This is a genomic window from Streptomyces venezuelae (assembly GCF_008642295.1).
Lineage (GTDB): Bacteria > Actinomycetota > Actinomycetes > Streptomycetales > Streptomycetaceae > Streptomyces > Streptomyces venezuelae_C.
In genome coordinates this window covers 6,110,572-6,124,506 of sequence record NZ_CP029190.1, presented here as the reverse complement: position 1 = coordinate 6,124,506, position 13,935 = coordinate 6,110,572, and the positions used below count along the sequence as shown (strand labels likewise).

Genomic DNA, 13,935 nt, shown 5'->3' with positions numbered 1-13,935 from the left:
GGTCTAGCCCTTCTGCTTCCGGCGGCGGGCGGCCGGCACGGTCCGTCCGACGATCACGGTACGTCGCTCGGTGCGCGTCGGCACGTCATCCGTACGGCCCAGCGCCTTGCGGACTCCGTAGCCGAAGGCCGCGACCTTGACCAGCGGGCCGCCGAAGGTGGAGGCCACGGTGGAGGAGAGCGCGGAGGCGTTGGCGGTGACCTCCTGCACATCGCTGGCGATGGCGTCGACCCGGTCGAGCTGGGTGCGGGCGGAGCGGACCGTGGTGGAGGCGTCGGCCAGCAGCGGAACGGCCTGCTCGGTCACCTCCGCGACCAGCTTGGTGGTCGCCTTGAGCGTCTGCGCCAGCCTCGCCAGCGCCACGGCGAGGAAGGAGACCAGGATCGCCCAGAAGACGGCCACGAGGATCCCGGCCACCTCTCCACCGGACACGTTGCACCGCTCCCTGAAGTGTAAGAAAAGTCGTCCCCCGACCCTATCGCGCCGGGGCCCGGCCGCCGTACCCGAATTCCCCGGCCGACGGCCCCGCCTTGTACGCAGAGCATCCGGAGCAGTACCCTCCGTGTCTCATGCGGCAGCGGGCGTACGGCAATCTTCCCTCGGAGCTCAGCGGCCTCGTCGGGCGGGGTGCCGAACTCTCCGAGCTGGGGCGGCTGCTGGAGTCCTCGCGGCTGGTCACGGTCACGGGGGTCGGCGGGGTGGGGAAGTCCCGGCTGGCGGTCGCGGCGGCCCGGGCGGTGCAGGAACGCTTCCCCGACGGTGTCTGGCTGGCCGAGCTGTCCTCCGTACGCGATCCGGCGCTGCTGGTGCTGACCGTGGCCGATGCGCTGGGGCTGACCGACCACACCACCCGGCCGCCGCGGACGGTGCTGGCCGAGCATCTGGCCGGGCGCCGGCTGCTGCTGGTCCTGGACGGGTTCGAGCAGTTGGTGGAGGACTGTGCCGGGCTGGTGCAGGAGTTGTTGCAGCGGGCTCCGGAGCTACGGGTGCTGGCGGCCGGGCGGCGGCCCCTGGCCCTCGCCGCGGAGCAGGCGTTCCCGCTGGCACCGCTGGGCGTCGAGGATTCCGTACGGCTGCTGACCGAGCGGGCGGTGGCGGCCGATCCGGCGTTCGGGTCCGGCCGGGCGGCGGATCCGGCGGTGCTCGGGGAGCTGTGTGCGCGGCTGGACGGGATCCCTCTGTCGCTGGAACTGGCGGCGGGTCGGCTGCGGATGCTGTCGCCGGAGCAGGTGCTGGCCCGGCTGGAGGACCGGTTCCGGCTGCTGACCGGCGGGGCGCGGGGAGCGCTGCCCCGGCACCGGGCGCTGCGGACGGCGATCGGCTGGAGCCACGAGCTGTGCACGGCGCAGGAGCGGCTGCTGTGGGCGCGGCTGTCGGTGTTCGCGGGCGCCTTCGACCTGGACGCGGCCGAGTACGTGTGCGCCGGGCCGGACGTGCCGGTGGAGAACGTGCTGGATGTGGTGGGCGAGCTGCTGGCGCAGTCGCTGCTGGTCCGTGAGGACACCGCGGGCGGCGTGCGCTACCGGATGCTGGAGACGGTACGGGCGTACGGGGCGGGCTGGCTGGAGTCGCTGGGCGACGCGGAGCGGCTGCGGCGCCGGCACCGGGACTGGTACATGGGCCTGGCGACCTGGTGCGAGCTGGACTGGTTCAGTCCGCGGCAGCAGGAGGTGGCGTGGCTGGTGGAAGCGGAGCTGCCGAACCTGCGACTGGCGCTGGACTACTGCCTGGAGGATCCGCAGGAGGCCCACCTGGGCCAGTACCTGGCCGGGACCCTGTGGTTCTACTGGGCGGGCTGCGGGCGGCTCACGGAGGGCCGGCACTGGCTGGACCGGGCTCTGGAGCAGGAGGCGGCGTACGGAACCGGCACGGTCGCCGGCGCCGGCGCGGACACGGCGGACGGGCCGCGGCTGAAGGCGCTGTGGGTCCTGGGGTACGTGGCGGCCCTCCAGGGTGACGGGGTGGCCTCGCTGAGCGCGCTGCACGAGTGCCGGGAGGGCGCGGTGGCGGCCGGGAACCCGGTGGCCGCGGCGTACGCGGTGCACCGGATGGGGTGCCTGGCGCTGGTCTCGGACGACATGGTGCGGGCCGACGAGCTGCTGGGGTCGGCGCTGGAGCAGTACCGGGAGGCCGGGGAGCTGAACAGCAATGTGCTGATGTGCCAGGTGGAGCTGGCAATGGCACGGGCCTTCCAGGGGGAGCTGCCGGCGGCGCTGGCGCTGTGCGAGGAGGTCCGGGAGATCTGCGAGGAGCGCGGGGAGCGCTGGACGAAGGCCTACGCCCTGTACGTGCTGGCGTACGCGGCGCTGGACGCGGGCGATCCGGCGGCGGCCCGGGTCCTGCTGACCGAGTGCGTGACGATCAACCACGCCTTCCACGATCTGCTGGGGCTGGTGCTGGCGGTGGAGCTGCTGGCGCTGGTGACGGTGGCCGAGGGGCATCCTGCGGAGGCGGCGCTGCTCCAGGGGGCGGCGGAGCCGGTGTGGGACTCGGTGGGGCTCCAGCTGTTCGGGTCGGGGTACTTCAATGCGCCGCGGCTGAGGTGCGAGGAGCGGGCGCGGGAGCAGCTGGGGGCGGTGCGGTACGCCGCGGAGGCGGCGGCGGGGCGGGGGCTGGGCCTGGACGCGCTGGCCGAGCGCGCGGTCCGCGGGCCGGGCCGCCACCCGGGCCCGGCCCGCCACGCCCAGGTTCCGGCGCCGCCCCCTCGCCCCTCGCTCCCCCACCCGACCCCGGCGGATCCGTGACCGGCCCGGCCCCGAACGCCGAAACCCGCAGCTCCCCCGGAAGGGGAACTGCGGGTTTCGAACGAACAGCCTGGTGAGGCTACGACCGGATCAGCGGGCGTAGTACTCGACGACGAGCTGCTCGTCGCAGATCACGGGGATCTCCTTGCGCTGCGGGTCGCGGTCCAGACGGAACGCGAGCGCCTTCAGGTTGATCTGAAGGTAGCGCGGGGCCTCGCCCTCGCCGGCGTAGCCACCCTCGCGGGCAACCTGGAAGGGGTGCTTCTCGCGGGAGCGCTCACGCACGGTGATGACGTCGTCCGGGCGGACACGGAACGACGGCTTGTCGACCTTGCCACCGTTGACCTCGATGTGGCCGTGGACGACCATCTGGCGAGCCTGGTAGATGGTGCGGGCGATGCCCGAACGCAGGACCAGGGCGTCGAGACGACGCTCGAGCTCGACGACCAGCGCCTCGCCCGTCTTGCCCTCGGCCTTCTTGGCGCGGTCGTACGCGCGGGCCATCTGACGCTCGGAGATGTCGTACTGAGCGCGCAGACGCTGCTTCTCGAGCAGACGGACCTTGTAGTCCGAGTTCTGCTTGCGGCCACGGCCGTGCTCGCCCGGCGGGTAGGGGCGGGCCTCGAAGTACTTGACGGCCTTCGGCGTCAGGGCGATGCCGAGAGCACGCGACTTCTTGACCTTGGGTCGCTTCTGGTTCACGGGGAACCTACCTCCATGTAAGTTAGGTGAGGCTTACCTTATTTCGAGGAGGACGTAATGTCTCGACCGCATGGGATCCCCCTGCCCAGTGCGCATCGCAGTCCGGACGAGAAACAATCCACGTCCGCTTACGACGACGGTAGGCAGAGTCAGCCGCGTCCCAGGGAAGGCGTTCGACAGCTCACCGGAGCCGAACGCGTACGAACCCTCGTAGAGTCCAACGCCTCAGTATCCCTCACGCTCGCAGGTGCTCGTGACACACGGCCACCGCAGGACCTCGCGGACTTCGGGACAGGGATGCCGGCCGCGCGGACCGTCACCCCGGACGGGGACGTGATTCTCCTTGTTTCCGGGGAATCCGCGGCTGCCAGGGCAGCCGCTCACGCCCAGGACGACGACCTCACAGCGGTGATCGAGATCACTGATGTGGCGCCGGTGTCCGTGCCCCATCGTATCCGGGGCCGCGCCTGGCTGTCCGGCTGGCTCACTCCGGTACGCGGGGCCGAGGAGCGGGCCGCCTGCGCCGCCCTGCTCGCGGAGCGGCAGCCGGTCGGCGAGCTGCTCGGCATCGGCGAGGCCCTGTACGCCGACCCGGCGCCCGGCATGTACGGGCGGCCCGCCTGGATGCTGCTGCGCCTGGAAGTCGGCGAGATCACGGTGGACGACCTGTGGGGAACCGAACAGGTGGACCCCGAGGAGCTGGCCGCGGCCGAGCCCGACCCGCTGCTGCCGCACGAGACGGAACTGCTCCAGCACCTCCACGCGGCCCACCGGGACCGGGTCGCCGACCTGCGCGGTCTGCTGGGCCACCGCGCGGCGGACTCCCTCCACGCCGTCCCGCTCGCCCTGGACCGGCTCGGCCTGCGGGTGCGCTTCGTCGCCGGGACCGCCGCCGGCTCCTTCGACGCGCGCTTCGACTTCCCGCAGCCGGTGGCGGACGTCTGCGGCCTGCGCCGGGCCATGCACCACCTGTTCGCCGCAGCCGCCGCGCCCGACGCCCGTTGACCCGGCTGACCCGGCTCCGCCGGGCGCCCGGTCAGGTGTCGCCGCGGAGGCGGCTGCGGACGCGCTCGGCGATGTCCGCGTAGCGGGCCTCGGCCCCGTACCGGGTCGGTTCGTAGTAGCGGCGGCCGTGGATGGCGTCCGGGGCGTACTGCTGGGCCGCGATGGCACCCGGCACATCGTGCGGGTAGACATACCCCTGCGCATGCCCCAGCTTGGCGGCCCCCTTGTAGTGCCCGTCCCTCAGGTGCGGCGGGACCGGTCCGGCCAGGCCCGCGCGGACGTCGGCCAGGGCCGCGCCGATCGCGGTGGTCGCGGTGTTCGACTTCGGGGCCAGCGCCAGGGCGATGGTGGCGTGCGAGAGGGTGAGCGCGGCCTCCGGGAAGCCGATCAGGGCCACCGCCTGGGCTGCGGCGACCGCCGTTGGCAGGGCCGTGGGATCGGCCAGCCCGATGTCCTCGCTCGCCGAGATCATCAGCCGTCGGGCGATGAACCGCGGGTCCTCCCCCGCCTCGATCATCCGGGCCAGGTAGTGCAGCGCCGCGTCCACGTCCGAGCCGCGGATCGACTTGATCAGGGCGCTGGCCACGTCGTAGTGCTGGTCGCCGTCCCGGTCGTAGCGGACCGCCGCCCGGTCGACCGCCTCCTCCAGCGTCCGGAGGCTGATCTCCTCCTCGCCCTTGGCCAGGGCCGATCCGGCGCCCGCCTCCAGGGCGGTCAGCGCCCGCCGCGCGTCACCGCCCGCGATCCGCAGCAGGTGCGCCTCGGCATCGGCGGGCAGGGTGACCGCGCCGTTCAGACCGCGCTCCTCCGTCAGCGCCCGCCCCAGCAGCGCGCTCAGGTCGGCGTCGGTCAGCGGCTCCAGGGTCAGCAGCAGGGAGCGCGACAGCAGCGGGGAGATGATCGAGAAGTACGGGTTCTCGGTGGTCGCGGCGATCAGGGTGACCCAGCGGTTCTCCACGGCCGGCAGCAGGGAGTCCTGCTGGGCCTTGCTGAACCGGTGGATCTCGTCGAGGAAGAGGACGGTCTCCTTGCCGTACCCGCCGGCCGCGCGCTTGGCACCCTCGATGACCGCCCGCACCTCCTTCACCCCGGCGGTGATGGCGGACAGCTCCACGAACCGCTTCCGGGTGGCCTGGCTGACCACGTACGCCAGAGTGGTCTTCCCGATGCCGGGCGGGCCCCAGAGGATCACCGAGGAGGAACCGGCCGGGCCTCCCGCCCCCTCGCCGACCAGCCGCCGCAGCGGCGACCCGGGCTTGAGCAGGTGCTGCTGGCCGACGACCTCGTCCAGGGTGCGCGGGCGCATCCGGACGGCGAGCGGGGAGCTCGCGGGATCTTTCTCCTGGCGGTCTTCGGCAGCTGCGGTGAACAGGTCTGGTTCCACACCGAAAGCCTAAGCGAGCCCACCGACAGCCCCGGGCGGCTCAGGAGGTCCAGAAGTCCCACCAGCGGGTCAGGATCAGCATCCCGATGATCCCGATGTGCAGGACCGGCAGCACCCAGGTGAACTCGGTGAAGAAGCCCTTGAGCCAGGCCGGCGCGGGCAGCAGCCCCTCGCGGACGTTGTGCGAGGTGACGTACCAGAACATGACGATGGTGGCGACCCAGGCCAGGCAGCACCACAGGCACAGCGAGTTGATCTCGTACAGCGACTGGTACATCAGCCAGGCGCAGAATCCGACGCCGAAGAGGGTGCCGGCGTTGAAGGTGAGCCAGTACCAGCGGCGGAACCGGGCGCCGGCCAGCAGGCTCATGCCGACGCAGATCACGATCCCGTAGGTCACCAGGCCGAGCATCGGGTTCGGGAAGCCGAAGGCGGACGCCTGGTCGCTCTTCATGATGTTGCCGCAGGCCACGACCGGGTTGAAGCTGCAACCGGGAACGAAGTCCGGGTCCTCCAGCAGCTTGAACTTGTCGATGGTGATCACCCAGGCGGCCAGCAGTCCCGCCGCGCCCGTTATCACCAGCAGCCAGGCCAGTGCCCGGCTCGCGCCGACCGTCCGAGTGGTGGTCTCCGTGCCCGCGTCTCTCATGCGGAGCATTCTGCCGCACCGGCCTGCACCGGATCCGGGGGACCGCCCCGGATCCGGTGCGGCCACCGGTCAGACCAGCTTCGCCCGGACGGTCTCGACCAGTGCGTCCAGCGGTACGGCCACCTGCTCGCCGGACTCCATGTCCTTGAGCTGGACGACGCCCTCGGCCAGGTCGCGCTCGCCGGCGACCATGGTGAGGCGGGCGCCCGAGCGGTTCGCGTCCTTCATGGCCCCCTTGAGGCCCTTGCCGCCGAACGCGAAGTCCGCGGCGATGCCGGCCTTGCGCAGCTCGACGACGGTGCCGAACAGCACCCGGCGGGCCTCCTCGCCCAGGGCCACCGCGAACACGCTGGTGGTCGGTGGGATGTCCAGCTCGATGCCCTCGGCCTCCAGGGCGAGCACCGTGCGGTCCACACCCAGCGCCCAGCCCACCGACGGCAGCGCCGGGCCGCCGATCATCTCGGACAGGCCGTCGTACCGGCCGCCGCCGCCGACCGCCGACTGCGAGCCCAGACCGTCGTGCACGAACTCGAAGGTGGTGCGGGTGTAGTAGTCCAGGCCGCGCACCAGCTTCTCGTCGTCCTCGAAGGCCACGCCCGCGGCAGTGATCAGCGCGCGCACCTCCTCGTGGTACGCCTTGCACGCGTCGCACAGGTAGTCGCGCAGCATCGGCGCGCCGGTCAGCTGCTTCTGGACCTCGGGCCGCTTGTCGTCGAGGACCCGGAGCGGGTTGATCTCGGCCCGGCGGACGGTCTCCTCGTCCAGGTCCAGGCCGCGCAGGAAGCCCTGGAGGGCCTCCCGGTACACCGGACGGCACTCCTTGTCGCCCAGCGAGTTCAGCAGGATCCGGAAGTTCGACAGGCCCAGCGCGCGGTACGCCTGGTCGGCCAGGATGATCAGCTCGGCGTCCAGCGCCGGGTCCTCGGCGCCGATCGCCTCCGCGCCCACCTGGGAGAAGTGGCGGTAGCGGCCCTTCTGCGGGCGCTCGTACCGGTAGTACGAGCCGGAGTACCACAGCTTGACCGGCAGGCCGCCGGCCTTGTGCAGGTTGGCCTCCAGCGCCGCGCGCAGGACGGAGGCGGTGCCCTCGGGGCGCAGCGCCAGGTTCGCGCCGCCCTTGGTGGTGAGGGTGTACATCTCCTTGGTCACGATGTCGGTGGACTCGCCGACACCGCGGGCGAAGAGGTCGACGTCCTCGAAGCCGGGGGTCTCGACGTACCCGTAGCCGGACTTCCGGAGCGGTCCGGAGATGGCCTCGCGGACGGCCAGGTACTTGGCGGAGTACGGCGGAATCAGGTCGTACGTGCCCTTGGGGGCCTTGAAGGTGCTCACGAAACTCTCGTCACATTCCTCGTCGCGGAGCGGCGGTGCCGTCTCCGAGGCCGGCGGCGACCTCCCGCAGGTACGGGTTGGTCGCGCGCTCCCGGCCGATGGTGGTCTGGGGGCCGTGGCCGGACAGCACCACGGTCGAGTCGTCGAGCGGCAGGCACACGCGGGCCAGCGACTCGAGCATCTCGGCGTGGGAGCCGCCGGGCAGGTCGGTGCGTCCGATGGAGCCGGCGAAGAGCAGGTCGCCCGAGAAGAACACCGGCGGAACGTCCGCCGCCTCGGGCATCCGGAAGGTCACCGACCCCTTGGTATGGCCGGGCGCGTGCGCGACCGAGAACTCCAGACCGGCCAGCTTCAGGGTGGTGCCGTCGGCGAGGGTGCGGACGTCGTCCGGTTCGCCCACGGTCAGCTCGCCCATCAGCGGCATCCCGATGGAACGCCCGAGGGCCTTCTCGGGGTCGCTCATCATGTACCGGTCCTCGGGGTGGATCCAGGCGGGCACGTCGTGCGCTCCGCAGACCGGGACCACCGAGGCCACATGGTCGATGTGGCCGTGGGTGAGGACGACCGCGACGGGCTTGAGCCGGTGCTTCTTCAGCGTCTCCTCGACTCCCTGGGCGGCCTGGTGGCCCGGGTCGATGATGACGCACTCCTCACCGGCGGCGGGGGCGACCAGGTAGCAGTTGGTGCCCCAGGCCCCGGCGGGGAATCCGGCAATCAGCACGTTCGTCCTCTGGCTAGTCGTCTGGGCAGTCGTCCGGGCGGTGGTCGTCCGTCGGGAGGGTTGCGGCAGATCAGAGCCTACCGGCGCCGCTCATCTCACAGCGAACCCATATACGGTACGGCCTAACCCAGCCCGGACAGCGGTACCAGAAACGCACAAGGAGACGAGACCCGGTGGTCACGAGCGATCAGCGGCGGCGGCAGCTCGCCAGGGAGAAGTACGAGCGTCAGCAGAAGCGGCGGGCAGAGGCCCAACGCAAGGGGCGGCAGCGGATGATCGTGATCGGCGCGGCCATCGCCGTGGTCGTGGCGACGCTCGTCGGCCTGATCGTGGGCGGGGTCTTCGACGGCAAGGACTCCACGGAGCCCAGCGCCGAGAGCACCCCCTCGGCCGCGCCGACGCCGAAGCAGTCCCCGTCGCCTGCCATGGCCATCGACCAGAAGGCGAAGTACACGTTCTCGCTGAAGACCAACGAGGGCGAGATCAAGATCGACATGGATGCGGCGAAGACCCCGCAGACCGTGAATTCCTTCAAGTCGCTGGCCGACAAGGGCTACTTCAACTCGACCAAATGCCACCGGCTGACGACCGAGGGCATCTTCGTGCTCCAGTGCGGCGACCCGGAGGGCACCGGCATGGGCGGTCCGGGCTACACCATCGCGGACGAGAACCTGGACGCGCTGGGCAAGCCCAACGCGCAGGGTCAGGTGATCTACCCGGCGGGCACGGTGGCGATGGCCAACACCGGCCAGCCCGGTTCCGGCGGCAGCCAGTTCTTCCTGGTCTACAAGGACAGCCCGCTGGCCCCGTCCTACACCCCCTTCGGCAAGCTCGACCCGGCCGGCCTGAAGATCGTCCAGGACGTGGCCAAGGAGGGCACCGTCGACGGAGGCATCGCCCCGAAGAAGGGCGTCACCATCGAGAAGGCCACGGTCACCCAGAACTGAGGCCGGGGCGGCCCGGCGGCCGGCCGGTCCGCGTCTACGCCGATATTCCGTCGTGCGGGATGCGGACAGCCGGCCCGGCGGTCGCCTATGTTTGCGTTGTGCAGGGCGGGCGTGCTGCCCGCCCCAGGAACTGTGGACGATGCCGAGGGGGCGACCCCCGCGCAGGCATCAGGTGGAGGAGGCGCTGTGAGCAGCGACCCGTGGGGCCGCGTCGACGAGACGGGCACCGTGTACGTGCGAACTGCCGATGGCGAGAAGGTCGTCGGCTCGTGGCAGGCGGGCACCCCCGAGGAGGCCCTGGCCTACTTCGAGCGCAAGTACGAGGGCCTGGTGGTCGAGATCGGCCTCCTCGAACGGCGGGTGCGGACCACCGATCTGTCCGCCAAGGACGCGCAGACCGCGATCGACCACCTGCGCACGCAGGTCGAGGAGCACCACGCCGTGGGCGACCTCGACGCGCTGCGTGTGCGGCTGGACAAGCTGGTCGCGACGGTGGAGTCGCGTCGCGAGGAGCGCAAGGTCCAGAAGGCCAAGCAGACGGACGAGGCCCGCAAGGCCAAGGAAGACCTGGTCACGGAGGCGGAGCAGCTGGCGCAGAGCGACCAGTGGCGCAGCGCCGGCGAGCGGCTGCGGGCCCTGGTGGACACCTGGAAGGGTCTCCCCCGGCTGGACCGCAAGTCGGACGACGAGCTGTGGCACCGCTTCTCGCACGCCCGGTCGGCGTTCTCCAAGCGCCGCAAGGCGCACTTCGCCTCGCTGGACGCGCAGCGCGAGGAGGCCCGCAAGGCCAAGGAGAAGCTGGTCGCCGAGGCGGAGTCGCTGTCGAAGTCGACCGACTGGGGTCCGACGGCGGCCCGCTACCGCGAGCTGATGGCGGACTGGAAGGCGGCCGGGCGGGCCCAGCGGGAGGCGGAGGACGAGCTGTGGAACCGCTTCCGCGGTGCCCAGGACGTGTTCTTCGCGGCCCGTGGTGAGGTCTTCGCGGAGCGTGACGCCGAGCAGGTGGAGAACCTGAAGCTGAAGGAGGAGCTGGCCGAGGAGGCCGAGAAGCTCGTCCCGGTGACGGACCTGAAGGCGGCCCGGGCCGCGTTCCGGTCCATCAACGAGCGCTGGGAGGCCATCGGCCATGTGCCGCGGGACGCCCGCCCGAAGGTCGAGGGCCGGATGCACGCGGTGGAGCGCGCGATCCAGGAGTCCGAGGAGACCGAGTGGCGCCGCACCAACCCGGAGGCCCGCGCCCGTGCGGCCGGTCTGACCGGTCAGCTGCAGGCGGCCGTGGACAAGCTGCGTGAGCAGATCGACGCGGCCCGTGCCCAGGGCAACAACGCCAAGGCGGACAAGCTCGCCCGCGAGCTGGAGGGCCGCCAGGCCCTGCTGGACCAGGCGCTGAAGGGCCTGGAGGAGTTCGGCGGCTGAGGCGGCCGAGGCCGGCCGGTCTGGCGACCGGTGGGCCGGGGCCCCTGCGCCCGCTGTGACAGGGCCCCGGGTACGGATCTCCGTACCCGGGGCCCTGTCCGTTGCCGGGGGCTGCTCAGCGAGGAAGCGCCCGGGCGCCGTCCTCGAAAAGGTCGAGGGCGTGTTCGAGGACCTCGCAGGCCTGGATGTGGTTGCCGGATTCCTGGAGCAGTCCGGCGAGGCGCCGGCAGACCTGGACGGATTCCGGCCCGTAGAACCGGTGTACCTGCTGGAAGGCCTGCTCCAGGACCTCGATGGCCTCCCGGGTCTGACCGGTCTCCGCCAGCATCTCGGAGAGCTCCAGCTGGACGGCGAGCAGATCGCCCTCGCCGCCGGGCTGCCGTTCGCGCAGGGCGAGCCTCAGGACGGGCAGTGCGTCCCGGGTCCGGCCCGCGGCACTCAGGGTGCGGGCCAGCCCGAGCCCCGCGGCGGCCATGGCCGCGCGGACGTCGGCATCGAGCACGGGCCCGGCCGGGCCCCCGCGGACGGCCCGGGCCCGGTTGCGGAAGAGTTTCAGCCGGCCGAGACCGTTCTCCTGGGCGGACTGCGGCAGCGGCCGGTTCTTGCCGCGCAGCCGGGTCTCCAGGGCGCGGCCGAGGGTGTCCAGGTCGATCAGCTCGGGCCCGTCCTGGATGCCCTCCCGGAGGATCGTGAGCAGTTCGCCGGTGAAGGCGGTGTGCCGTTCCCCGTCGGGGGCGAGGGCCACCCGGTCGCGCGGGGAGGCGGTGAGGACGTAGGCCCCGTCGACGGCCGCCTCGGCCGCCAGGGCCTGGCGTTCCCCGGCCAGGGTGCGGGCGGCCCGGCCGCTGAAGCAGCAGTCGAGCAGGACCACCTTCCGGGCGGCCCGGGAGTCGCGCAGGGCGGCGCGCAGGTGCCGGAAGGCGACGGCGGTGTAGCCGACGTTGTCCCGGGAGCCGTGCAGGGCGAGGTAGAGGTCGGCGGAGTCGCTGTCCCGCATGCCGTGCCCGGCGAAGTACACGAGGAGGGTGTCGGTGGCCTCCTCGCCGGCCCGGTAGACCGGGTCGAGCAGTTCGGCCGGGTGCCGGGGATCGGACACCTGGGTGCAGTGCTGTCCGGGGAGTCCCCATACGGTCGCGTCGCAGAGCTCGGCGGCCAGGTCCTTGAGGTTGGCCTCGACCGCCGGGAGGGCGGGCAGGTGCCGGTATCCCCCGCTGCCGATGAGCACCGCCCGGGAGGCCGCCGGGTCAGGCAGTCCGGTCATCGTTCCCGTCCGGCCGGTCGGTCCAGGCCGGGCCGTCGGTCCCGGCCGGGCCGTCCGTCTCCAGGGCGGCGACGATACGTCGCAGGGCTTCCGGATCGGTGGCCTCGGCTCCGGTGAGCCTGACCTCGTACGCACCCCGTCGCACGGTGAGCACGGGCGGGCGGCGGCGGGATGCCTGCCACTGGAGGACGGCGAAGACCAGGGACCCGGTGGACAGGCCGCTGCCGACGGCGAGTTGCAGCAGGTCCAGGCCCGTGCCCAGGTGGCCGGGGAGGGGCGGGCCGTCGCCACCGACGCGGCCTCTGGTCTCCCGGCGTACCCCGTCGTCCTCGTTCAGCCAGTGCAGCAGCGACCGCAGGTCGTCCTCGGGCGGTCGGCCGGCCCGGCCGGCGGTCCCGTCGTCGACTCGTAACTCGAACTCACGCATCGGTGGTGTCCCTCCCCGGGCCGGTGTGTGTGGTGACGTGGGAGAACAGTTCCAGCGCGGGCCGGGCAGCACCGAGCCGGGCCAGGCAGACGGCCTGCCAGAACTGGCAGGCGAGGGTGGTCGGATGGGCCGCGCCGAGGCTCTCCTGGCAGAAGGGCAGAACTCCGGCCAGCATCTCCGAGGCTTCCCGGAACGATCCGCGCAGGGCCAGCGCGACGGCCTCGCGCTGCCGGGCGGTGGCGGTCCGGTCGGTCAGCCGGCTGCGGAAGAGGCTGGTGGTGGACTCGCTGAGGACCGGCAGCTCGGGGCTCTCGGGGCCGTCCCCGGTCCGTCCGACGTCCACGGTGACCCAGTCGTACTCGGGGCTGGGTGCGGTACGCAGGCCCGGTAACCCGACGGGCGGCGCGGGCACCAGCGGGTCGCGGGCGGGCGCCCGGGATCCCAGGGCCATGGTCCGCTGGGTGAACGGGCCCGTGAGCGCGAGCGGTTCACCGGCCCAGGGCAGCACCAGGGCGGCTGCCTCGGCCGCCGTCTGCGGGCGGTCGGCCGGGTCCCTCGCGCAGAGCGCGTCCACCGCGGCCACCAGGCCGGGCGGCAGCGTCGGCGCCTGGGCGCCGAGCGGCGGCAGCCCCTCGGCGGCCCGCAGGACCAGCACCCCGACATCCAGGGCCTCACCGAAGGGCTGCCGGCCGGTGAGCATCACGTGCAGGCAGGCCCCGACGCCGTACACGTCCGTGGTCGGCAGGGGCGGCAGGCCCCGGATCCGCTCCGGGGCCATGTACCGGGGCGTGCCCAGCAGGTCGCCGGGCGCCGTGATCGCGCGCTCCTCGGCGATCCGCGCCAGCCCGAAGTCGTAGAGCACCACCCGGCCCCGCTCGGTGACCCGGACGTTCGCGGGTTTCACATCGCGGTGCATCACGTCCTGCTCGTGCGCGGCCTGGAGGCCGCTGAGCACCTCGTGGGCGATCCGCATGGCCGTCGGCGCCGGCAGCGGGAGCTGTCCGGCAACCAGGTCCGAGAGGTCGGAGCCGTCGAGGAGCTCCATCACCAGGTAGGGGGCGGAGTCGGCGAAGCCCGCGTCGTGCACGGCCACCACCGACGGGTGGCTGATGCGGGCCAGCGCCCATGCCTCGGCCTGGAACCGGTCGCCGTTCCTGAGCAGGTCGGCGCCCTCGGACAGCACCTTGATGGCCACCCGTCGGCGCAGGTTGCGGTCCTCGGCTTCGAAGACCGATCCCATGCCGCCGCGGCCGAGCACCCGCAACGGGTCGTACCGCTCACTGAGTGCTCGCGGAAACAGGTCGTACTCGGCCACACACTCCCCCGGGGCGCGTCAGGCGAGGGTCA

At 72.4% G+C, this 13,935-nt stretch carries 13 protein-coding genes; 4 read left to right on the top strand and 9 right to left on the bottom strand.

Annotation, left to right across the window (positions count from 1 at the left end):
* Positions 1-3: 3 nt before the first annotated feature.
* Positions 4-432, bottom strand: a complete 429-nt coding sequence (locus DEJ50_RS27650; protein WP_150210797.1) for a DUF948 domain-containing protein — start codon at positions 430-432, stop codon at positions 4-6.
* A 137-nt stretch (positions 433-569) separates the two neighbouring features.
* Here DEJ50_RS27650 and DEJ50_RS34115 point away from each other — a divergent pair, with 137 nt between their 5' ends.
* Positions 570-2,744 (top strand): ATP-binding protein, encoded by a 2,175-nt coding sequence (locus DEJ50_RS34115; RefSeq protein WP_223837931.1) that lies wholly within the window; start codon positions 570-572, stop codon positions 2,742-2,744.
* A gap of 90 nt (positions 2,745-2,834) precedes the next feature.
* On the opposite strand, the gene rpsD is transcribed toward DEJ50_RS34115, so the two are convergent.
* The gene (gene rpsD / locus DEJ50_RS27640) at positions 2,835-3,446 is read right to left on the bottom strand and encodes a 30S ribosomal protein S4 (RefSeq protein WP_150210796.1); all 612 of its coding nucleotides are present in this window, start codon (positions 3,444-3,446) and stop codon (positions 2,835-2,837) included.
* Positions 3,447-3,743: 297 nt separating this feature from the next.
* Here rpsD and DEJ50_RS27635 point away from each other — a divergent pair, with 297 nt between their 5' ends.
* Positions 3,744-4,451 (top strand): DUF2470 domain-containing protein, encoded by a 708-nt coding sequence (locus tag DEJ50_RS27635; protein ID WP_150210795.1) that lies wholly within the window; start codon positions 3,744-3,746, stop codon positions 4,449-4,451.
* A 31-nt stretch (positions 4,452-4,482) separates the two neighbouring features.
* Here the strand turns inward: DEJ50_RS27635 and DEJ50_RS27630 are convergent, their stop codons facing one another.
* The 4 genes from DEJ50_RS27630 to DEJ50_RS27615 are packed head-to-tail and all read right to left on the bottom strand — an operon-like array spanning position 4,483 to position 8,537.
* Positions 4,483-5,835 (bottom strand): replication-associated recombination protein A, encoded by a 1,353-nt coding sequence (locus DEJ50_RS27630; RefSeq protein ID WP_150210794.1) that lies wholly within the window; start codon positions 5,833-5,835, stop codon positions 4,483-4,485.
* Between the two features lie 40 nt (positions 5,836-5,875).
* Positions 5,876-6,493, bottom strand: coding sequence for a vitamin K epoxide reductase family protein (locus tag DEJ50_RS27625; protein WP_190344726.1), 618 nt, complete (start codon positions 6,491-6,493; stop codon positions 5,876-5,878).
* Positions 6,494-6,553: 60 nt separating this feature from the next.
* Complete coding sequence (gene hisS, locus DEJ50_RS27620; RefSeq protein ID WP_150210792.1) at positions 6,554-7,816, bottom strand: histidine--tRNA ligase; 1,263 nt, start codon at positions 7,814-7,816, stop codon at positions 6,554-6,556.
* Positions 7,817-7,826: 10 nt separating this feature from the next.
* Positions 7,827-8,537, bottom strand: coding sequence for an MBL fold metallo-hydrolase (locus DEJ50_RS27615; protein ID WP_150210791.1), 711 nt, complete (start codon positions 8,535-8,537; stop codon positions 7,827-7,829).
* Between the two features lie 173 nt (positions 8,538-8,710).
* On the opposite strand from DEJ50_RS27615, the gene DEJ50_RS27610 reads away from it, so the two are divergent.
* Both DEJ50_RS27610 and DEJ50_RS27605 read left to right on the top strand, forming a co-directional pair.
* Complete coding sequence (locus DEJ50_RS27610; protein WP_150210790.1) at positions 8,711-9,484, top strand: peptidylprolyl isomerase; 774 nt, start codon at positions 8,711-8,713, stop codon at positions 9,482-9,484.
* 186 nt (positions 9,485-9,670) lie between these two features.
* A complete protein-coding gene (locus DEJ50_RS27605; protein ID WP_150210789.1) occupies positions 9,671-10,900 on the top strand; it encodes a DUF349 domain-containing protein in 1,230 nt (409 codons plus the stop codon).
* A gap of 115 nt (positions 10,901-11,015) precedes the next feature.
* Here the strand turns inward: DEJ50_RS27605 and DEJ50_RS27600 are convergent, their stop codons facing one another.
* The 3 genes from DEJ50_RS27600 to DEJ50_RS27590 are packed head-to-tail and all read right to left on the bottom strand — an operon-like array spanning position 11,016 to position 13,903.
* Positions 11,016-12,161, bottom strand: a complete 1,146-nt coding sequence (locus tag DEJ50_RS27600) for a caspase, EACC1-associated type (RefSeq protein WP_150210788.1) — start codon at positions 12,159-12,161, stop codon at positions 11,016-11,018.
* Positions 12,145-12,588 carry an effector-associated constant component EACC1 gene (locus DEJ50_RS27595; RefSeq protein WP_150210787.1) on the bottom strand — a complete coding sequence of 148 codons (444 nt, stop codon included), beginning with the start codon at positions 12,586-12,588 and terminating at the stop codon, positions 12,145-12,147. Before DEJ50_RS27595 ends, DEJ50_RS27600 begins: the two co-directional genes overlap by 17 nt.
* Positions 12,581-13,903: a serine/threonine-protein kinase gene (locus DEJ50_RS27590; protein ID WP_150210786.1), complete on the bottom strand. Its 1,323-nt coding sequence runs from the start codon at positions 13,901-13,903 to the stop codon at positions 12,581-12,583. The genes DEJ50_RS27595 and DEJ50_RS27590 overlap by 8 nt, the downstream gene beginning before the upstream one ends.
* Positions 13,904-13,935 lie beyond the last annotated feature (32 nt).

Coding starts and splice junctions, on each gene's coding strand:
- DEJ50_RS34115 (WP_223837931.1), top strand. CDS start 570: ATGCGGCAGCGGGCGTACGGCAATCTTCCCTCGGAGCTCAGCGGCCTC.
- DEJ50_RS27635 (WP_150210795.1), top strand. CDS start 3,744: ATGCCGGCCGCGCGGACCGTCACCCCGGACGGGGACGTGATTCTCCTT.
- DEJ50_RS27625 (WP_190344726.1), bottom strand. CDS start 6,493: ATGCTCCGCATGAGAGACGCGGGCACGGAGACCACCACTCGGACGGTC.
- DEJ50_RS27600 (WP_150210788.1), bottom strand. CDS start 12,161: ATGACCGGACTGCCTGACCCGGCGGCCTCCCGGGCGGTGCTCATCGGC.
- DEJ50_RS27595 (WP_150210787.1), bottom strand. CDS start 12,588: ATGCGTGAGTTCGAGTTACGAGTCGACGACGGGACCGCCGGCCGGGCC.